We start from the raw sequence: 16140 nt of genomic DNA, 5'->3' as shown, positions 1-16140 counted from the left end.
GAGTACAGAGCAAACTACTCGCCCTGCTGCTCCAGCGCGTGCTTATACAGCGCGTTTTTCTTCACGCCGTGAATTTCAGCGGCCAGCGCGGCGGCTTTTTTCAGCGGCAGCTCCGCCTGCAGCAGGGCCAGCGTCCGCAGCGCATCCGCAGGCAGGGCCTCTTCCTGAGCTTTGAACCCTTCGACGATCAGCACCATTTCGCCTTTACGGCGGTTCTCATCTTCCTTCACCCACGCCACCAGCTCGCCGATTGGTGCGCCGTGGATCGATTCCCAGGTTTTAGTCAGCTCGCGCGCCAGCACCACGTAGCGGGACTCTCCCAGCACCGTGCAGATATCTTCCAGGCTTTCCAGCAGGCGGTGAGTGGACTCATAAAAAATAATCGTCCGCGACTCTTCTTCCAGCGCCTTCAGCGTATCGCGGCGTCCCTTCGATTTTGCCGGCAGAAAGCCTTCATAGCAAAAGCGGTCCGACGGCAGGCCTGCCGCGCTCAGAGCGGCAATCGCTGCGCACGGCCCCGGCAGCGGCACGACGCGGATATTGGCCTCGCGGCAGGTGCGCACCAGGTGATAGCCGGGATCGTTGATCAGCGGGGTCCCCGCATCAGATACCAGGGCGATGTTTTGCCCATCCTTCAGCTTTGCCAGAAGTGTTTCAGCTTTTTGCTGCTCGTTATGGTCGTGAAGGGCAAATAACCGGGCGTTAATCCCAAAATGCTGGAGCAGTAAACCGGTATGGCGGGTATCTTCTGCAGCAATCAAATCAACGGTTTGCAACACCTCCAGCGCACGCTGCGTGATATCAGACAGATTACCTATCGGCGTGGGCACGATATAGAGCTGCCCCTGAGAATTATCTGCTGATTCGTGTTGTTTCATTGTCTCGTCCGTATTGCCGAATTAATATTGAGCATTGAGCCAAAAAAATATCACTGGATACATATGGTACCGTCAACATTTCTTCGTTCTAAACCCGCGCGTTGTCTGCCCGTACTGCTGGCTGCTCTGATCTTCGCTGGCTGCGGCACCCATACCCCGGATCAAAGCACGGCGTTTTTACAGGGTACGGCACAGGCAAACTCCAGTTACTACCTACAGCAAATGCAGCAAAGCGCGAATGATAGCAAGACCAACTGGCAATTACTCGCCATTCGTGCACTGCTGCAAGAGGGCAAAAAGCAGCAGGCCATCGATCTGTTCAACCAGTTGCCGGCTAACCTCGACAAAACGCAGGCCCGCGAGCAGTCGCTGCTGGCGGTAGAAGTTAAGCTGGCCCAGAACGATTTCCCGGGCGCTCAGGCGCTGCTCAGCAAGCTCGATCCGGCAAGCTTTGAGACCAACCAACAGCCTCGCTACTGGCAGGCGCAAATCGATGCCAGCCAGGGACGCCCGTCAATTACCCTGCTGCGCGCCCTTATCGCCCAGCAGCCGCTGCTAAGCCAGCCGAAACAGCAGCAGAAGAATATCGACGAGACCTGGAAAGCGCTGACCTCGATGACCCAGGATCAGGCCAACGCGCTGGTTATCAATGCCGACGAGAACGTCCTGCAGGGCTGGCTGGATCTGCAGCGTATGTGGTTTGATAATCGTAACGATCCGACCCTGCTCAAAGCCGGAGTGAAAGACTGGCAGACCCGCTATCCGCAGAACCCGGGCGCGAAGATGCTGCCGACGGCGCTGGTGAACATGCAAAATTATAAGCCGGCATCAACCAATAAAATCGCCCTGCTGCTGCCGTTAAACGGCCAGGCGGCGGTATTTGGCCGCACGATACAGCAGGGATTTGAGGCGGCGAAAAACGGCGCCCCGGCGATTGCCGGAAGCGCAGTGCCTGCGCAGGTCGCGCAGGCGGCAAACGCCGCCGGAAGCGAGGTAGTCAGCCCGTCGCAGGCGGAAATCAGCGATCTCACCGCGGCAAACGCCGCTCAGGCGCCGGTACAGACGCCGGCAGCGGACCAGGCGACGCCGCCGGCAACAGAGCCGGTCACTGCGCCAACCGTCGCTCCGGCGGCCGCACAGAGCTCGACGCCAGCGGTAACGCCAGCCGCCACCAGCGATGCGCCTGCCGACGCCGCTCAGCCGCCGGTGACGGCACCGCAGGCCCAGACGGTTGCCTCAACTCCGGGCAACCCTGCTGCCGAACTGAAAATCTATGACACGACCAGCCAGCCGATGAGCCAGCTGCTGGCCCAGGTGCAGCAGGACGGCGCGACCATCGTCGTCGGGCCGTTGCTTAAAAACAACGTCGAAGAGGTCATTAAAAGCAACACCTCCCTGAACGTTCTTGCCCTGAACCAGCCGGAAAAAATCGAGAACCGCGCTAACATCTGCTATTTCGCCCTCTCCCCGGAGGACGAAGCGCGCGATGCGGCACACCATATTCACGATCAGGGCAAGCAAACTCCGCTGCTGCTGGTTCCGCGCGGATCGCTGGGCGATCGCGTGGTCAGCGCCTTTGCCAACGAGTGGCTTAAGATCGGCGGCGGCACGGTTTTACAGCAGCGTATTGGCTCAACCTCCGAGCTTAAGTCCAGCGTCAACGGCGGTATCTCGTTGACCGGTAGCCCGGTGTCCACCTTGCCTTCCGCTCAGGATAGCGCGCTGGGTAGCCCGAGCGACGTGCCGGTCAGCAGCGGCGGCAGCGTCGATGCCGCCTGGATCCTCGCGACGCCGGAACAAATTGGCTACATCAAACCGATGATTGCCCTACGCAACGGCAGCCAAAGCAACGTCACGCTGTACGCCAGCTCTCGCAGCGCTCAGGGCACCGCTGGCCCGGACTTCCGCCTGGAAATGGACGGCCTGCAGTACAGCGAAATCCCAATGCTGGCCGGCAGCAACCCGGCGCTGATGCAGCAGGCGCTGTCCGCCGTGCGTAACGACTACTCGCTGGCGCGCCTGTACGCGATGGGTGCCGACGCCTGGTCACTGGCCAACCATTTCTCGCAAATACGTCAGGTGCCGGGCTTTGAGCTGAACGGTAACACCGGCGATTTGACGGCCACGCAGGACTGCGTGATCAACAGGAAACTGTCATGGCTCAAGTACCAGCGCGGACAGATCGTCTCAGCCAACTAGCCAAACGAACCGGCGACGCCTGGGAAGCCCAGGCCCGCCGTTGGCTGGAAAGCCAGGGACTGCGTTTTATCGCCGCCAACGCCCGCGAGCGGGGCGGCGAGATTGACCTGATAATGCGCGACGGGGCGGTTACCGTCTTTGTCGAAGTGCGCTATCGTCGTAGCGCAGGCTACGGCGATGCCGCCTCCAGCGTCACGCTGAAAAAGCAACAACGACTCCTCCATGCCGCGCGTCTGTGGCTCTCCCGACATAATGGGAGCTTTGATACTGTGGATTGCCGTTTCGATGTGGTAGCCTTCACCGGAAACGACATCCAATGGCTGAAAAACGCCTTTGGCGAATAGCGTAAATGAATTTAAGGGATCCCGTGCTCGATAGAATTAAAGCCTGCTTCACTGAAAGCATTCAAACCCAAATTGCAGCAGCGGAAGCACTCCCGGACGCCATCTCCCGTGCGGCGATGACCCTCGTGCAGTCACTCCTCGACGGCAACAAAATCCTCTGTTGTGGCAATGGCACCTCTGCCGCCAACGCACAGCATTTTGCTGCCAGCATGATCAATCGTTTCGAAACGGAGCGCCCTGGTTTACCTGCCATTGCACTAAATACCGATAATGTGGTCTTAACGGCAATAGCCAACGATCGCCTGCATGACGAGGTTTACGCCAAGCAGGTGCGCGCGCTTGGGCACGCTGGTGATGTACTGCTGGCGATCTCCACCCGCGGCAATAGTCGGGATATCGTGAAAGCCGTCGAAGCGGCCGTCACTCGCGATATGACCATCGTTGCGTTAACCGGCTATGACGGCGGCGAGCTGGCTGGCCTGCTGGGTCAGCAGGACGTCGAAATTCGCATTCCCTCGCATCGCAGCGCGCGTATTCAGGAAATGCATATGCTTACCGTCAACTGTCTGTGCGATTTGATTGATAACACGCTTTTTCCACACCAGGACGAATAAGGAGAACACATGAAGGCTCTCTCGCCCCTCGCCATCCTTCTTTCTGCGCTACTGCTTCAGGGATGCGTTGCCGCAGCAGTCGTTGGAACGGCAGCAGTCGGCACCAAGGCCGCAACGGACCCGCGTACGGTCGGCACACAGGTCGATGACAGTACGCTTGAGCTACGCGTCAACAGCGCGTTGTCGAAAGATGAACAAATTAAGAAGCAGGCCCGCATTAACGTCACCGCCTACCAGGGCAAAGTCCTGCTGACCGGTCAATCTCCGGTGGCCGATCTCTCCGCGCGCGCGAAGCAAATTGCAATGGGCGTCGAAGGAACCACGGAAGTCTTTAACGAAGTGCGCCAGGGTCAGCCGATCGGCCTCGGCACCGCCTCTTCGGATACCTGGATTACCACCAAGGTTCGCTCCCAGCTGCTGGGCACTGACCAGGTTAAATCATCGAACGTGAAGGTGACCACCGAGAACGGGGAGGTGTTCCTGATGGGGCTGGTAACCGACCGCGAAGGTCGCGCGGCGGCGGATATCGCCAGCCGGGTCAGCGGCGTTTCTCGCGTCACAACCGCGTTTACCTACCTCAAGTAAGCACCGCATCCCGGGCGACAAACTCTCAGCGTTGTCGCCCGGAAAAATCATCACAGTAACGCCAGCCCGCCAACAATCGCGCCGCACAGCGCCACCAGCCCACCGGTCAGCCAAAGGGCCTTCGCCGGAAACGCCTTATGCAGCATAATCAGCGACGGTACGCTGACCGCAGGCAGAGTGATCAGCAGCGCCAGCGCCGGCGCAACGCCCATTCCCGCCAGCATCATGGTCTGAACGATAGGGATCTCCGCCGCCGTCGGGATAACGAACAGGCAGCCGGCTATCGCCATCGCCAGGACCCAGAACAGGGTGTTACCGACCACGCCGTCGGCGTGCGGGAACAGCCAGACGCGCGCGGCGCCCAGCGCCAGCACCGCCAGAATATAGACCGGGATCGTGTTCCAGAACAGCGTCCACAGCGCCCGCAGCCAGCGGCTGAAGAAACCGCCCTCGGCAATTTGCGGGGAAATGTCGGGCACCGCCGCCGGCTGAGTCGCGGCCTCTTTCACCCATTTTTGTACCAGCGTCGCCACCACCAGCACGGTCGCGAGACCGGCCACCAGGCGAATCAAGGCAAACTGCCAGCCCAGCACAAATCCCATGAACACCAGCGTCGCCGGATTCAGCAGCGGGTTACCCATCCAGAACGCCAGCGCGCCGCCCATCGACACCTGCTGTTTACGCATGCCCGCCGCCACCGGCGCGGCGCAGCAGGTACACATCATGCCGGGCAGAGCGAAAATCGCCCCCAGCAGCGTACCGCGAAAACGCGATTGCCCGAGCGTGCGCAGCAGCCAGTTGCGCGGGATCAGCACCTGAATCAGCGAACCCAGCAGCACACCCAGCACCGCCGCTTTCCAGACCGCCAGGAAGTAGACCAGCGCGTAATCCCACGCGGCTTTTAGCGGGTTGCTATCGGCCTGGGCGAGAATAGATTTTCCAATGCTGTGCGTTTCTGCGGCGGTGAAGGCCTTACCGTAATAGGGCTGCCATTTAACGAACCACAGGCCAATGATAACGACGAGAAAAAAGAGCGCGGGCTTCCACCATTGAAAAGATGATGCCGCCTGAGATGAAGACTGACCAGTCATAGCATTCCCCAGCAAGAAATATGGTTATACAGCGAAGCGCTGAATACTACGCCTCGCTGGCGGCGATTTCACGCAGTTTTGCCGATGGCAGAACGGTGACGCCTTCCTGAGCGGGCGCGAGCGCTTCGCTGAGCATCGCCTGTGCGACGTCGCGGGCGTCGATAGACTTCCAGTTCCCCGGCAGCAGGCGGAACAGCGGCGCCAACAGCGATTCATTGGCGCGCTTGTTGTCCCGCTCGCCCAGCAGCATAGAGGGGCGAAGGATCGTCAGATTGCGCCACGCCTGAGCGCGCAGCGCCTGCTCCATTTCCCCTTTGACGCGGTTGTAGAAAAACAGCGAATGCGGGTCGGCTCCCATGGCGCTGATGACCAGCATATGTTTCGCCCCCAGCCGTAGTCCGGTCAGCGCCGTATCCACCACCAACGTATAGTCAGCATGAATAAAGGCCGCTTTGCTCCCTGCCTCGCGTCGCGTGGTGCCCAGGCAGCAAAAGACGGTGTCTATCGGATCAACGACCTGCGCCAGCGCGTCGCTCAGCTGAGGGTCATGGGGATTGAATACGCCTTGCGTATCCGCCAGCGGGCGGCGAGTGGGCGCGGCTATCGCCGAAATGCTCGGCTCACGTACTAACATTCGAAGTAAGTGCCCACCAACTAAACCGGTCGCGCCTGTTATCAGCACCTGGTTCATGATGTCTCCTGAGGTTCCGCCGCGACGGGCGGCGGATAGATTGAGAAAAAGTATGCAAGAAAAGGGAGGATTTGCACGTCTGCCGGGGGAATTACTCTCTCGCAGCCTCGCGCTGCCAGTGCAGCTTCTTGCCGAAGCCGAGGGTATTGTCGGTAAACTTGAGCTCGTCGGGGCGGATTTCCCACACCGCTGCCGGTAGCGCGCGGGCAACCGGGAAGCGCCTCACGTAGCGTTGGCGCATCTCTGCCTCCTCGTCTCCGTGGAGCCGGCGAATCTCACCTTTAAACTGAACCCCGCGGATCAGCACCACGGTTTTCGGCTGACCGTTTACCGTGCCGGCAGTCTTCGCGCGCTCGCCGGTCATTTGACCGTGGCGAGTTTTCTCGTCGCTAAGGAGATAAAATGCCACGTTTTCAGGATCATAAATATAGAAAGCGTTGGCACACCAGAGCTCACCCTCGCTGGCGACGCACCAGGTGACGACGTGCTGTTTGCCCAGCCAGCGGCCGATCGCGGCAAGCGTATCCATCTTTTTTCTCCAGTATGCTATGGTGCACACACCTTAACATACCGACCTTTGGACCGTGCGCTGGTTTCTCTATCTGATTCGTACCGCCGATAATCGCCTCTATACCGGGATTACCACCGACGTCTCTCGCCGCTTTTGTCAGCATCAGGATGGCAAAGGAGCGAAAGCTTTACGCGGGAAAGGCGCGCTGCAGCTGGCCTTTAGTCAGGAAGTTGGTGAACACTCACTAGCTCTGAGACTGGAGTATCGCATCAAGCAGCTAACGAAGCGCCAGAAGGAGCGCCTCGTTACCGGAGATGGTACGTTTGAAGCCCTGCTGGAGAGCCTTAGAAGCGATTGAAGTGGTCGCTGTACTCGACCAGTCCGTGGACCCCTTGCAGCGCGTCATCGGCCAGAGGGCGTACCTGAAACGCCTCAGAGGTGTCCGGCCAGCGGCAGCGCAGATCGAAACGCGCGGCCGGTTCAAAGCCCAGGCGGCCGTACAGCGCCGGCTCGCCGAGGGTAACGACCGCGGCGTAGCTAAATTCATTCAGCGAATCCAGCCCTTCATAGACCAGCTGGCGGCCAATCCCCTGACCGCGGTAGCTTTCATCTACCGCCAGCGGCGCCATGCCAACCCACTGCAGCTCTTCGCCTTCAACGGAGACCGGGCTGAAGGCAACATAGCCAACAACCTGACCTTCATCGTCCGTTGCCACCACGCCTAGTGTGATCAGGCCATCTTCCCGTAAATCGTGCACCAGCTGCGCTTCGGCATCGCCGCCGAAGGTTCGGCGCAGCAACGCGTCGATTCCCGGTGCATCAATTCCAATTTCAACTCGAATCAGCATGCCTCACCTACCGATGTCTGTTCAGGTTTCCGCGGGCTGCTTAGGCCAGCTTCAACAAAATCCGCCACTTGCAGCAGCATTACGCGCAGCGTTTTCGGCATCTGCTCCAGCTCAATGGCATCCATCAGGTTTTTTACGTACAGCCCCAGCTCGGTATCGCCTTCGATAACCAGCCGACGCTGGAAGAACAGCGTGTCCGGATCCTGCTTACGTGCCGCGATCATCAGCAGATCGCTGGCATCAGCGCTAAAGCTAACGTCCGCTTCTGCCGTCGGGCTAACCACCAGCCGACCCTCGCTCACTGAGGTATACCACAGCAGGCCAATATCGCGCACATTAATACTTAACCAGCGGCCTTCGAGAAAATCCAGTTCTCCATCCGCCAGCGCCTGACGAAACTGCCAGCTGAGCACCTGCTCCAGCACCTGGCGCTTGAGGGCAAAAGGCGCCAGCTTAACCGGCACGCTCATCAAAGACGGGCCAAAGTGGACCAGCCGGGAACGCAATTTATCCAACACAAGCTTTACTCCATGAAAGCGACAGTTCCGCTATTGTGCCATATCAAATAAACAACATAGCGGCGTAAATCAACAAAATCACCATGACGGGTACCTATTATTGGCGCCACCAATACGCTTTTAACTGCCTCAAATCAAAAATTGTCACCAGAAGGTTAACTAAAATCCCTGCTCGTTAACCATTCAGCGTCGCCGACAGGCCGCGTTTTTCAGGAAAAATTATGGAGCTGCTCTGCCCAGCCGGTAACCTCCCGGCGCTTAAGGCGGCCATCGAAAACGGTGCCGATGCCGTGTATATCGGGCTGAAAGATGACACCAACGCCCGCCACTTTGCCGGTCTTAATTTCACCGAAAAGAAGCTGCAGGAAGCCGTCAGCTTCGTCCATCAGCATCGCCGCAAGCTGCATATTGCGATCAACACCTTCGCCCACCCGGACGGCTACGCCCGCTGGCAGCGCGCGGTGGATATGGCCGCCCAGCTGGGGGCCGATGCCCTGATCCTCGCCGATATCGCCATGCTGGAATATGCCGCCGAGCGCTATCCGCATATTGAACGTCACGTGTCGGTTCAGGCGTCGGCGACCAACGAAGAAGCGGTGCGCTTCTACCACCGCAATTTCGACGTCGCCCGCGTAGTGCTGCCGCGCGTGCTCTCCATCCACCAGGTCAAGCAGCTGGCGCGCGCCACCCCGGTTCCGCTGGAGGTCTTCGCTTTCGGCAGCCTGTGTATTATGGCGGAAGGCCGCTGCTATCTCTCCTCGTACCTGACCGGCGAGTCGCCGAATACCGTCGGCGCCTGTTCGCCCGCGCGCTTCGTTCGCTGGCAGCAGACTCCGCAGGGCCTGGAGTCGCGCCTTAATGAAGTCCTGATTGACCGCTATCAGGACGGCGAGAACGCCGGCTACCCCACCCTGTGCAAAGGCCGCTACCTGGTCGACGGCGAGCGCTATCACGCGCTGGAAGAGCCCACCAGCCTGAATACCCTTGAGCTGCTGCCGGAGCTGATGGCGGCGAATATTGCCTCGGTGAAAATTGAGGGCCGCCAGCGTAGCCCGGCCTACGTCACCCAGGTGGCGAAAGTCTGGCGTCAGGCAATCGATCGCTGTAAAGCCTCCCCGCAGGATTTTGTCCCACAATCCGCATGGATGGAGACGCTCGGCGCAATGTCCGAGGGGACGCAAACCACCCTTGGCGCCTATCACCGTAAATGGCAGTGAGAAACGTGATGAAATATTCATTAGGGCCGGTGCTGTACTACTGGCCAAAAGAGACGCTGGAAGATTTTTACCAGCAGGCGGCAGGCTGTAGCGCCGAGACGATTTATCTCGGCGAAGCGGTGTGCAGCAAGCGCCGCGCGACCAAAGTCAGCGACTGGATCGATATGGCAAGAATGCTGGCGAGCAGCGGCAAGCAGGTGGTTCTCTCGACCCTCGCCCTGGTGCAGGCCTCCTCTGAACTGGGTGAGCTGAAACGCTACGTCGACAACGGCGAGTTTTTGATTGAGGCCAGCGATCTAGGGGTCGTCAATATGTGCGCTGAGCGTAAGCTGCCGTTCGTCGCCGGCCATGCGCTCAACTGCTATAACGCCGTGACCCTGCGCCTGCTGCTCAAGCAGGGAATGGTGCGCTGGTGCATGCCGGTCGAACTTTCCCGCGACTGGCTGATGAACTTGCTGACGCAGTGTGAAGAGCTAGGGATCCGTGAGCGGTTCGAGGTTGAAGTGCTGAGCTATGGCCACCTGCCGCTGGCCTACTCCGCGCGCTGCTTTACCGCCCGCTCTGAAGACAAACCGAAGGATGAGTGTGAAACCTGCTGCATCAAATACCCCAACGGTCGCGACGTGCTGTCGCAGGAAAACCAGCAGGTCTTTGTGCTCAACGGCATTCAGACCATGAGCGGATACGTCTATAACCTCGGCAACGAGCTGACGTCGATGCGCGGCCTGGTCGATATGGTTCGCCTGTCGCCGCTGGATGACAAGGTCTTTGCCATGCTCGATGCCTTCCGGGCAAACGAAAACGGCGCCTCGCCGCTGCCGCTCACCGCCAACAGCGAGTGCAATGGCTACTGGAAACGGCTGGCCGGGCTGGAGCTACAGAGCTGATAAACCGCTCACTTTGTTAATAGCTATCGTCGCTTTTTAATGCACTATTGAAGCCGCAGCTTTTCTGGCCGGCGCGCCCCGGATGCGCCAGGCTGGAAGAAGACCTTCAATCTGATGACTATGCTGTAGCAAAGTGAGCCTTTATGACTGACAAATCTATTCCGTTCTCGGTGCTCGATCTGGCACCGATCCCGCAAGGTTCTTCGGCGAAAGAAGCCTTCTCTCATTCGTTAGACCTGGCGCAGCTGGCTGAAAAACTCGGCTATCACCGCTACTGGCTGGCGGAGCACCATAATATGGTCGGTATTGCCAGCGCTGCAACCTCGGTGCTTATCGGCTATCTTGCCGCCAACACCACCACGCTGCACCTCGGTTCCGGCGGCGTGATGCTGCCCAACCACGCGCCGCTGGTGATTGCCGAACAGTTTGGCACCCTGAATACGCTCTATCCCGGACGAATTGACCTTGGGCTCGGCCGCGCGCCGGGCAGCGACCAGCCCACCATGCGCGCGCTGCGCCGCCACATGAGCGGTGACGTCGATAACTTCCCGCGCGATGTTGCGGAGCTGGTTGACTGGTTCGATGCCCGTGACCCGAATCCGCACGTGCGCCCGGTGCCCGGCTACGGTGAGCAGATCCCGGTATGGCTGCTGGGATCCAGCCTCTACAGCGCCCAGCTGGCGGCGCAGTTCGGCCTGCCGTTTGCCTTCGCTTCGCACTTTGCGCCAGACATGCTGTTCCAGGCCCTGCACCTCTACCGCACGCATTTCAAACCTTCGGCGCGGCTGGAGAAACCGTATGCGATGGTGTGCATCAATATTGTTGCCGCCGACAGTAACCGCGATGCGGAGTTCCTGTTCACCTCAATGCAGCAGGCTTTCGCTAAGCTACGCCGGGGTGAAACCGGCCAGCTGCCGCCGCCGGTGGAGAATATGCATCAGCTGTGGTCTGCCTCCGAGCAATACGGCGTACAGCAGGCATTGAGCATGTCTCTGGTCGGGGATAAAGCGAAGGTACGTCACGGTCTGGAGTCGATATTGCGCGAAACCCAGGCCGACGAGCTGATGGTTAACGGCCAGATTTTCGATCATCAGGCGCGCCTGCACTCGTTTGAACTGGCAATGCAGGTGAAAGAGGAGCTTTTGGGTTAACGTCCGCCCCGCTTCCCGGCCGCGCGTAATGCCGGCCGGGAAGCGTAGTCGTTATTGATAAACCGGCAGAACGTTAAAGCTCGATAAGAAGTGGACGATAACGTTGCCGACGCCGAATAGCAGAATCAGCGCAATCATCGGCTTTCCGCCCCAAACGCGGAATTGTGGGCTGCCGAAGCGCTTACGCGATGCGCGAGCCAGCAGAGCCGGGACGATTGCCGCCCAGATGGTTGCCGCGAGTCCCGCATAGCCGATGGCATACAGGAAGCCGTTCGGCCACAGCAGGCCGCCGATAACCGGCGGTACGAAGGTCAGGAGCGCGGTCTTAAAGCGCCCCAGCGCGGAGTCATCGAAACCGAACAGGTCCGCCAGATAGTCAAACAGCCCCAGCGTTACGCCGAGGAACGAGCTGGCTACCGCAAAGTTTGAGAACACCACCAGCAGCAGATCCAGGCTGCGGCTGTTCAGCACGCCGCTCAGCGCCTGCACCAGTACATCAATGTTACCACCCTTCTGCGCGATGCCAACAAACTCCGCGCGCGGGATATTACCCATCGTCACCAGCAGCCAGATAACGTACAGCCCCAGCGCCAGCAGCGTGCCGTAAACCAGGCAGCGCGTAATGGTGCGCGGATCTTTACCGTAGTACTTCATCAGGCTGGGGACGTTGCCGTGATAACCGAAGGATGCCAGGCAAAACGGCAGCGTCATCAGCAGGTACGGCATATAGGATGCATTTTGCTCGGCAACGTTGAACAACGTCTTCGGCTGTACGTGTCCCAGCAGGCTGCCGAAGGTCAGGAAAAACGTAATGACCTTCGCTCCCAGCACAATCGCCGTCATGCGGCTTACCGCCCTGGTGCTCAGCCAGACGACAAACGCCACCAGCAGGGCAAAGCCCAATCCTGCCGCCCGCGCCGGAACGTTGAGCGACATCTCGGAAAAGGTATGGTGCAATATTGAGCCGCTGGCCGAGATGTAGGCGTAGGTGAGGATATAGAGCACGAAGGCAATCGACACGCCGTTAATCAGGTTCCAGCCTCTGCCGAGCAGATCTTTGGTGATGGTATCGAAACTGGAGCCAATGCGGTAATTCAGGTTGGCTTCCAGAATCATCAGCCCGGAATGCAGCATGCAGAACCAGGTGAAAACCAGAGCCGCCAGCGACCAGAAGAACCACGCGCCGGACATGACCACCGGCAGCGAGAACATGCCCGCGCCAATAATGGTTCCGCCGATAATCACCACGCCGCCAATTAAGGACGGGCGCGATTCCGTAGTGGTTAGTGTCGCCATTTAGCGTAATCTCCAGTCAATAATACTTTGCTCATCGTTAGCGTGCAGCACTGTACCAGTACACGAGTACGATTGAAATAAAAAAAGCCCCAATCGTTAAGATCGGGGCTGTATCATTTTCTTTACGCTAGCGGATGCTAATTACGCATCGCCACCGAAACGACGACGGCTTGAAGAGTCATCCCGACGCGGGGCGGAATCTTCGCGACGCGGCGCTGAATCATCACGGCGCGGAGCATGACCTTCACGACGAGGTGCCTGGCCTTCACGACGTTCGCCGCTGAAACGACGACCATCACCACGACCGCCTTCGCGACGTTCACCGCCGAAACCACGACCGCCTTCACGACGTTCGCCACCGAAAGCACGGCCGCCTTCACGACGTTCACCGCCGCCACGACGCTCGCCACCGCTACGCTCAGGGCGCGGCTGGGCATCGCCCATCAGCTGCATGTTCATCGGCTTGTTCAGGATACGGGTACGAGTAAAGTGCTGCAGCACTTCGCCCGGCATGCCTTTCGGCAGCTCGATCGTTGAGTGGGTACCGAACAGCTTGATGTTACCGATGTAACGGCTGCTGATGTCGCCTTCGTTAGCGATAGCGCCAACAATGTGACGAACTTCAACACCATCGTCGCGGCCCACTTCAATGCGATACAGTTCCATATCGCCAACGTCACGACGCTCGCGTTTAGGACGATCTTCACCGCTACGCTCAGGACGGTCGCCACGCGGGCCACGGTCATTGCGATCGTTACGGTCATTACGACGTTCGAAACGATCGTCGCGATCGCGGAATTCGCGTTTAGCACGCATCGGCGCATCCGGCGGCAGGATCAGAGGACGTTCGCCCTGAGCCATTTTCAGCAGTGCTGCGGCCAGAGTTTCGATATCCAGCTCTTCGCCTTCAGCGGACGGCTTGATGTTCGTCAGCAGCGCACGGTACTGATCCAGATCGCTGCTTTCCAGCTGCTGCTGAACTTTAGCGGCGAATTTTTCCAGACGGCGTTTGCCCAGCAGTTCTGCGTTCGGCAGCTCTACTTCCGGAATGGTCAGCTTCATGGTGCGTTCGATGTTACGCAGCAGACGGCGTTCGCGGTTCTCAACGAACAGCAGCGCACGGCCTGCACGACCTGCACGACCGGTACGGCCGATACGGTGAACGTAAGATTCGGAGTCCATCGGGATGTCGTAGTTAACAACCAGGCTGATACGTTCAACGTCAAGGCCACGGGCCGCAACGTCGGTCGCGATCAGGATGTCCAGACGACCATCTTTCAGACGCTCCAGAGTCTGCTCACGCAGGGACTGGTTCATGTCGCCGTTCAGCGCGGCGCTGTTATAGCCGCTACGCTCCAGCGCTTCGGCCACTTCCAGGGTCGCGTTTTTGGTACGAACGAAGATAATCGCCGCATCAAAATCTTCCGCTTCCAGGAAACGCACCAGCGCTTCGTTTTTACGCATGCCGTAAGCAGTCCAGTAGCTCTGGCTGATGTCCGGGCGAGTAGTAACGCTGGACTGGATGCGCACTTCCTGCGGCTCTTTCATAAAGCGGCGGGTAATACGACGGATCGCTTCCGGCATAGTGGCAGAGAACAGAGCGGTCTGATGACCTTCCGGGATCTGAGCCATAATCGTTTCTACGTCTTCGATGAAGCCCATGCGCAGCATTTCGTCAGCTTCATCCAGCACCAGACCGCTCAGCTTAGAGAGATCCAGAGTACCGCGCTTCAGGTGGTCAAGCAGACGACCCGGGGTACCGACAACAATTTGTGGTCCCTGGCGCAGAGCACGCAGCTGCACGTCATAACGTTGGCCGCCGTAAAGAGCTACCACGTTTACGCCGCGCATATGTTTAGAGAAGTCCGTCATCGCTTCAGCAACCTGTACCGCCAGTTCGCGGGTCGGCGCCAGCACCAGGATTTGCGGTGCTTTGAGCTCAGGATCAAGATTGTTCAGCAGCGGTAAAGAGAACGCTGCTGTTTTACCGCTACCCGTCTGGGCCATACCCAGAACATCGCGGCCGCCCAGCAGATGCGGAATGCATTCAGCCTGGATCGGAGATGGTTTTTCGTAACCCAGATCGTTAAGGGCTTCAAGGATAGGAGCCTTCAGGCCCAGATCTGCAAAAGTGGTTTCGAATTCAGCCATGTAGTACGTGTGCCTCAAAATTAATGGCGGCCAGTCTACATAACTCAACGTGAAAATTTACAGTAATTTTCATTGAAAAGTGTGAACCGGCTCAAAGTAGGTGTATTAACGAACAACAACGCCCTCACCCGCGAAGGTGATGGCAATAAAAATTTGGGCTGATGTTTGTTCGTCAGCTATTGCTGGTCCGATTCTGCCAGGTCATCTTGCTCCTGGCCCAAGAGCGATAATTCCAACAATGCGTATCGGTGCTCAACGTAGTTGTGAACGTTGTTTGCGACCGCCAGTTTGAACAGTGCCGTAGCGCTGTCCTTGTCCCCCAGACTTAGGTAGTACTTACCTAAATAGAAGTTGGTTTCACTGAGATGCTCAGCGAGCGAGGTGTTATCCGTTGCGTCTGCCTTCAAACGATCCATCAGCGTTTTTTCGCTGATATCGTTAAGGTAGAACTCGACAATGTTCCATCCCCATTGCTCTTTGTCCGATTTGTCGAAGCGCTGTTTCAGTGCTTCAAGCGCCTGCTTCTCGTCGAGTTTGCGCTCAGCGAGATAAAGCCACAGGCTACGGAAAGGATCATTGGGATCGTCTTGATAAAACGCCAGCAGATCATCTTGCGCTAACTTAGCACGACCCCCGTAATACAGGGCGATGCCGCGATTTAAGTGCGCGTAGTTATAAGTTGGATCAAGCTCAAGTACAGAATCAAACGCTTCATAGGCAGCATCAAAATTGCCTGCCTGCGTTAAATATATGCCTAAGTAGTTGAATACTTCGGGCATATCAGGTCGGATTGCCAGCGCTTGTGAAAAATCGTTTCGCGCTAGTGCCCTCAGACCGAGACTATCATACAACACTCCGCGCTCATATAAAAGCTGTGCGCGTTCATCATCGGTTAAAGCCCGACTGGCAAGAATTTGTTCCATGCGCGCCAGAATCACTTCTTGCTGCAAAGTCGGTTGCAATGGCACCGCGAGGACTGCGTCCTTACGCCAGGCAGAGCTGCTGCATCCTGCCAGCGTGAGAGCTGTCGCCACGAAACACCAGCGCAAAAAAGGCTTCATTTCCCACTCCCGAAGACAACGATTGGATGAACGTCCAGTTCCCCGGCTGCAAACAAGGCGTCCTGCCCGTAATACGCCCTCCGCAAACGCGGAGGGCA

General features: G+C 58.3%; 18 protein-coding genes. 8 read left to right on the top strand and 10 right to left on the bottom strand.

Annotated elements, in window-relative coordinates; translation table 11 throughout:
* Window positions 1–14: 14 nt before the first annotated feature.
* Entirely contained in the window at window positions 15–878 is an 864-nt protein-coding gene (gene rsmI, locus GVK32_RS02190) for a 16S rRNA (cytidine(1402)-2'-O)-methyltransferase (RefSeq protein ID WP_159864687.1), read from the bottom strand.
* A gap of 63 nt (window positions 879–941) precedes the next feature.
* Between rsmI and GVK32_RS02185 the strand changes: the two genes are divergently transcribed.
* From GVK32_RS02185 to dolP, 4 genes are read left to right on the top strand one after another with little or no spacing between them, the layout of a single operon-like run.
* The gene (locus tag GVK32_RS02185) at window positions 942–3077 is read left to right on the top strand and encodes a penicillin-binding protein activator (protein WP_159864684.1); all 2136 of its coding nucleotides are present in this window, start codon (window positions 942–944) and stop codon (window positions 3075–3077) included.
* Window positions 3035–3421, top strand: a complete 387-nt coding sequence (locus tag GVK32_RS02180) for a YraN family protein (protein WP_128877092.1) — start codon at window positions 3035–3037, stop codon at window positions 3419–3421. Before GVK32_RS02185 ends, GVK32_RS02180 begins: the two co-directional genes overlap by 43 nt.
* Window positions 3422–3444: 23 nt before the next feature.
* Window positions 3445–4035 (top strand): DnaA initiator-associating protein DiaA, encoded by a 591-nt coding sequence (gene diaA / locus GVK32_RS02175; RefSeq protein WP_159864681.1) that lies wholly within the window; start codon window positions 3445–3447, stop codon window positions 4033–4035.
* Window positions 4036–4044: 9 nt separating this feature from the next.
* The gene (dolP, locus tag GVK32_RS02170; RefSeq protein WP_041147374.1) at window positions 4045–4620 is read left to right on the top strand and encodes a division/outer membrane stress-associated lipid-binding lipoprotein; all 576 of its coding nucleotides are present in this window, start codon (window positions 4045–4047) and stop codon (window positions 4618–4620) included.
* A 50-nt stretch (window positions 4621–4670) separates the two neighbouring features.
* Here the strand turns inward: dolP and GVK32_RS02165 are convergent, their stop codons facing one another.
* The 3 genes from GVK32_RS02165 to GVK32_RS02155 form a co-directional block, all read right to left on the bottom strand.
* Window positions 4671–5711, bottom strand: coding sequence for a permease (locus GVK32_RS02165; RefSeq protein ID WP_159864678.1), 1041 nt, complete (start codon window positions 5709–5711; stop codon window positions 4671–4673).
* Between the two features lie 46 nt (window positions 5712–5757).
* A complete protein-coding gene (locus GVK32_RS02160; RefSeq protein WP_159864675.1) occupies window positions 5758–6402 on the bottom strand; it encodes an NAD(P)H-binding protein in 645 nt (214 codons plus the stop codon).
* A 91-nt stretch (window positions 6403–6493) separates the two neighbouring features.
* Window positions 6494–6931 carry a YhbP family protein gene (locus tag GVK32_RS02155; protein WP_159864672.1) on the bottom strand — a complete coding sequence of 146 codons (438 nt, stop codon included), beginning with the start codon at window positions 6929–6931 and terminating at the stop codon, window positions 6494–6496.
* A 55-nt stretch (window positions 6932–6986) separates the two neighbouring features.
* Here GVK32_RS02155 and GVK32_RS02150 point away from each other — a divergent pair, with 55 nt between their 5' ends.
* Window positions 6987–7271 (top strand): GIY-YIG nuclease family protein, encoded by a 285-nt coding sequence (locus GVK32_RS02150; protein ID WP_159864669.1) that lies wholly within the window; start codon window positions 6987–6989, stop codon window positions 7269–7271.
* Here GVK32_RS02150 and GVK32_RS02145 read toward each other — a convergent pair.
* Window positions 7258–7761: a GNAT family N-acetyltransferase gene (locus GVK32_RS02145; protein ID WP_045856636.1), complete on the bottom strand. Its 504-nt coding sequence runs from the start codon at window positions 7759–7761 to the stop codon at window positions 7258–7260. The two genes, GVK32_RS02150 and GVK32_RS02145, sit on opposite strands and share 14 nt — an antisense overlap.
* Window positions 7755–8279: an SCP2 domain-containing protein gene (locus tag GVK32_RS02140; RefSeq protein WP_159864666.1), complete on the bottom strand. Its 525-nt coding sequence runs from the start codon at window positions 8277–8279 to the stop codon at window positions 7755–7757. The genes GVK32_RS02145 and GVK32_RS02140 overlap by 7 nt, the downstream gene beginning before the upstream one ends.
* Before the next feature lie 221 nt (window positions 8280–8500).
* Between GVK32_RS02140 and GVK32_RS02135 the strand changes: the two genes are divergently transcribed.
* The 3 genes from GVK32_RS02135 to GVK32_RS02125 all read left to right on the top strand — a co-directional run bounded on the left by GVK32_RS02135 (window position 8501) and on the right by GVK32_RS02125 (window position 11534).
* Entirely contained in the window at window positions 8501–9496 is a 996-nt protein-coding gene (locus tag GVK32_RS02135) for a peptidase U32 family protein (RefSeq protein ID WP_041147381.1), read from the top strand.
* Between the two features lie 8 nt (window positions 9497–9504).
* The gene (locus tag GVK32_RS02130) at window positions 9505–10383 is read left to right on the top strand and encodes a U32 family peptidase (RefSeq protein ID WP_159864663.1); all 879 of its coding nucleotides are present in this window, start codon (window positions 9505–9507) and stop codon (window positions 10381–10383) included.
* Window positions 10384–10526: 143 nt separating this feature from the next.
* Complete coding sequence (locus GVK32_RS02125) at window positions 10527–11534, top strand: luciferase-like monooxygenase (protein WP_159864660.1); 1008 nt, start codon at window positions 10527–10529, stop codon at window positions 11532–11534.
* 51 nt (window positions 11535–11585) lie between these two features.
* Here GVK32_RS02125 and mtr read toward each other — a convergent pair whose 3' ends face one another.
* From mtr to nlpI, 4 genes are all read right to left on the bottom strand, one after another.
* Window positions 11586–12830 carry a tryptophan permease gene (mtr, locus tag GVK32_RS02120; RefSeq protein WP_159864657.1) on the bottom strand — a complete coding sequence of 415 codons (1245 nt, stop codon included), beginning with the start codon at window positions 12828–12830 and terminating at the stop codon, window positions 11586–11588.
* Between the two features lie 141 nt (window positions 12831–12971).
* Complete coding sequence (locus tag GVK32_RS02115) at window positions 12972–14981, bottom strand: DEAD/DEAH family ATP-dependent RNA helicase (protein WP_128877087.1); 2010 nt, start codon at window positions 14979–14981, stop codon at window positions 12972–12974.
* Complete coding sequence (yrbN, locus tag GVK32_RS02110; protein WP_115191791.1) at window positions 14974–15054, bottom strand: protein YrbN; 81 nt, start codon at window positions 15052–15054, stop codon at window positions 14974–14976. The genes GVK32_RS02115 and yrbN overlap by 8 nt, the downstream gene beginning before the upstream one ends.
* 103 nt (window positions 15055–15157) lie before the next feature.
* Window positions 15158–16042 (bottom strand): lipoprotein NlpI, encoded by an 885-nt coding sequence (gene nlpI, locus GVK32_RS02105; protein WP_045856624.1) that lies wholly within the window; start codon window positions 16040–16042, stop codon window positions 15158–15160.
* Window positions 16043–16140 lie beyond the last annotated feature (98 nt).

This window comes from Klebsiella sp. 18074 (assembly GCF_902705905.1).
GTDB lineage: Bacteria > Pseudomonadota > Gammaproteobacteria > Enterobacterales > Enterobacteriaceae > Klebsiella > Klebsiella terrigena.
The sequence above is the reverse complement of the archived record's forward strand: the minus strand, read 5'-3'. Positions and strand labels throughout refer to the sequence as shown.

Coding starts and splice junctions, on each gene's coding strand:
- rsmI (WP_159864687.1), bottom strand. CDS start 878: ATGAAACAACACGAATCAGCAGATAATTCTCAGGGGCAGCTCTATATC.
- GVK32_RS02185 (WP_159864684.1), top strand. CDS start 942: ATGGTACCGTCAACATTTCTTCGTTCTAAACCCGCGCGTTGTCTGCCC.
- GVK32_RS02180 (WP_128877092.1), top strand. CDS start 3,035: ATGGCTCAAGTACCAGCGCGGACAGATCGTCTCAGCCAACTAGCCAAA.
- dolP (WP_041147374.1), top strand. CDS start 4,045: ATGAAGGCTCTCTCGCCCCTCGCCATCCTTCTTTCTGCGCTACTGCTT.
- GVK32_RS02165 (WP_159864678.1), bottom strand. CDS start 5,711: ATGACTGGTCAGTCTTCATCTCAGGCGGCATCATCTTTTCAATGGTGG.
- GVK32_RS02160 (WP_159864675.1), bottom strand. CDS start 6,402: ATGAACCAGGTGCTGATAACAGGCGCGACCGGTTTAGTTGGTGGGCAC.
- GVK32_RS02155 (WP_159864672.1), bottom strand. CDS start 6,931: ATGGATACGCTTGCCGCGATCGGCCGCTGGCTGGGCAAACAGCACGTC.
- GVK32_RS02145 (WP_045856636.1), bottom strand. CDS start 7,761: ATGCTGATTCGAGTTGAAATTGGAATTGATGCACCGGGAATCGACGCG.
- GVK32_RS02135 (WP_041147381.1), top strand. CDS start 8,501: ATGGAGCTGCTCTGCCCAGCCGGTAACCTCCCGGCGCTTAAGGCGGCC.
- GVK32_RS02130 (WP_159864663.1), top strand. CDS start 9,505: ATGAAATATTCATTAGGGCCGGTGCTGTACTACTGGCCAAAAGAGACG.
- GVK32_RS02125 (WP_159864660.1), top strand. CDS start 10,527: ATGACTGACAAATCTATTCCGTTCTCGGTGCTCGATCTGGCACCGATC.
- mtr (WP_159864657.1), bottom strand. CDS start 12,830: ATGGCGACACTAACCACTACGGAATCGCGCCCGTCCTTAATTGGCGGC.
- GVK32_RS02115 (WP_128877087.1), bottom strand. CDS start 14,981: ATGGCTGAATTCGAAACCACTTTTGCAGATCTGGGCCTGAAGGCTCCT.
- yrbN (WP_115191791.1), bottom strand. CDS start 15,054: ATGAAAATTACTGTAAATTTTCACGTTGAGTTATGTAGACTGGCCGCC.
- nlpI (WP_045856624.1), bottom strand. CDS start 16,042: ATGAAGCCTTTTTTGCGCTGGTGTTTCGTGGCGACAGCTCTCACGCTG.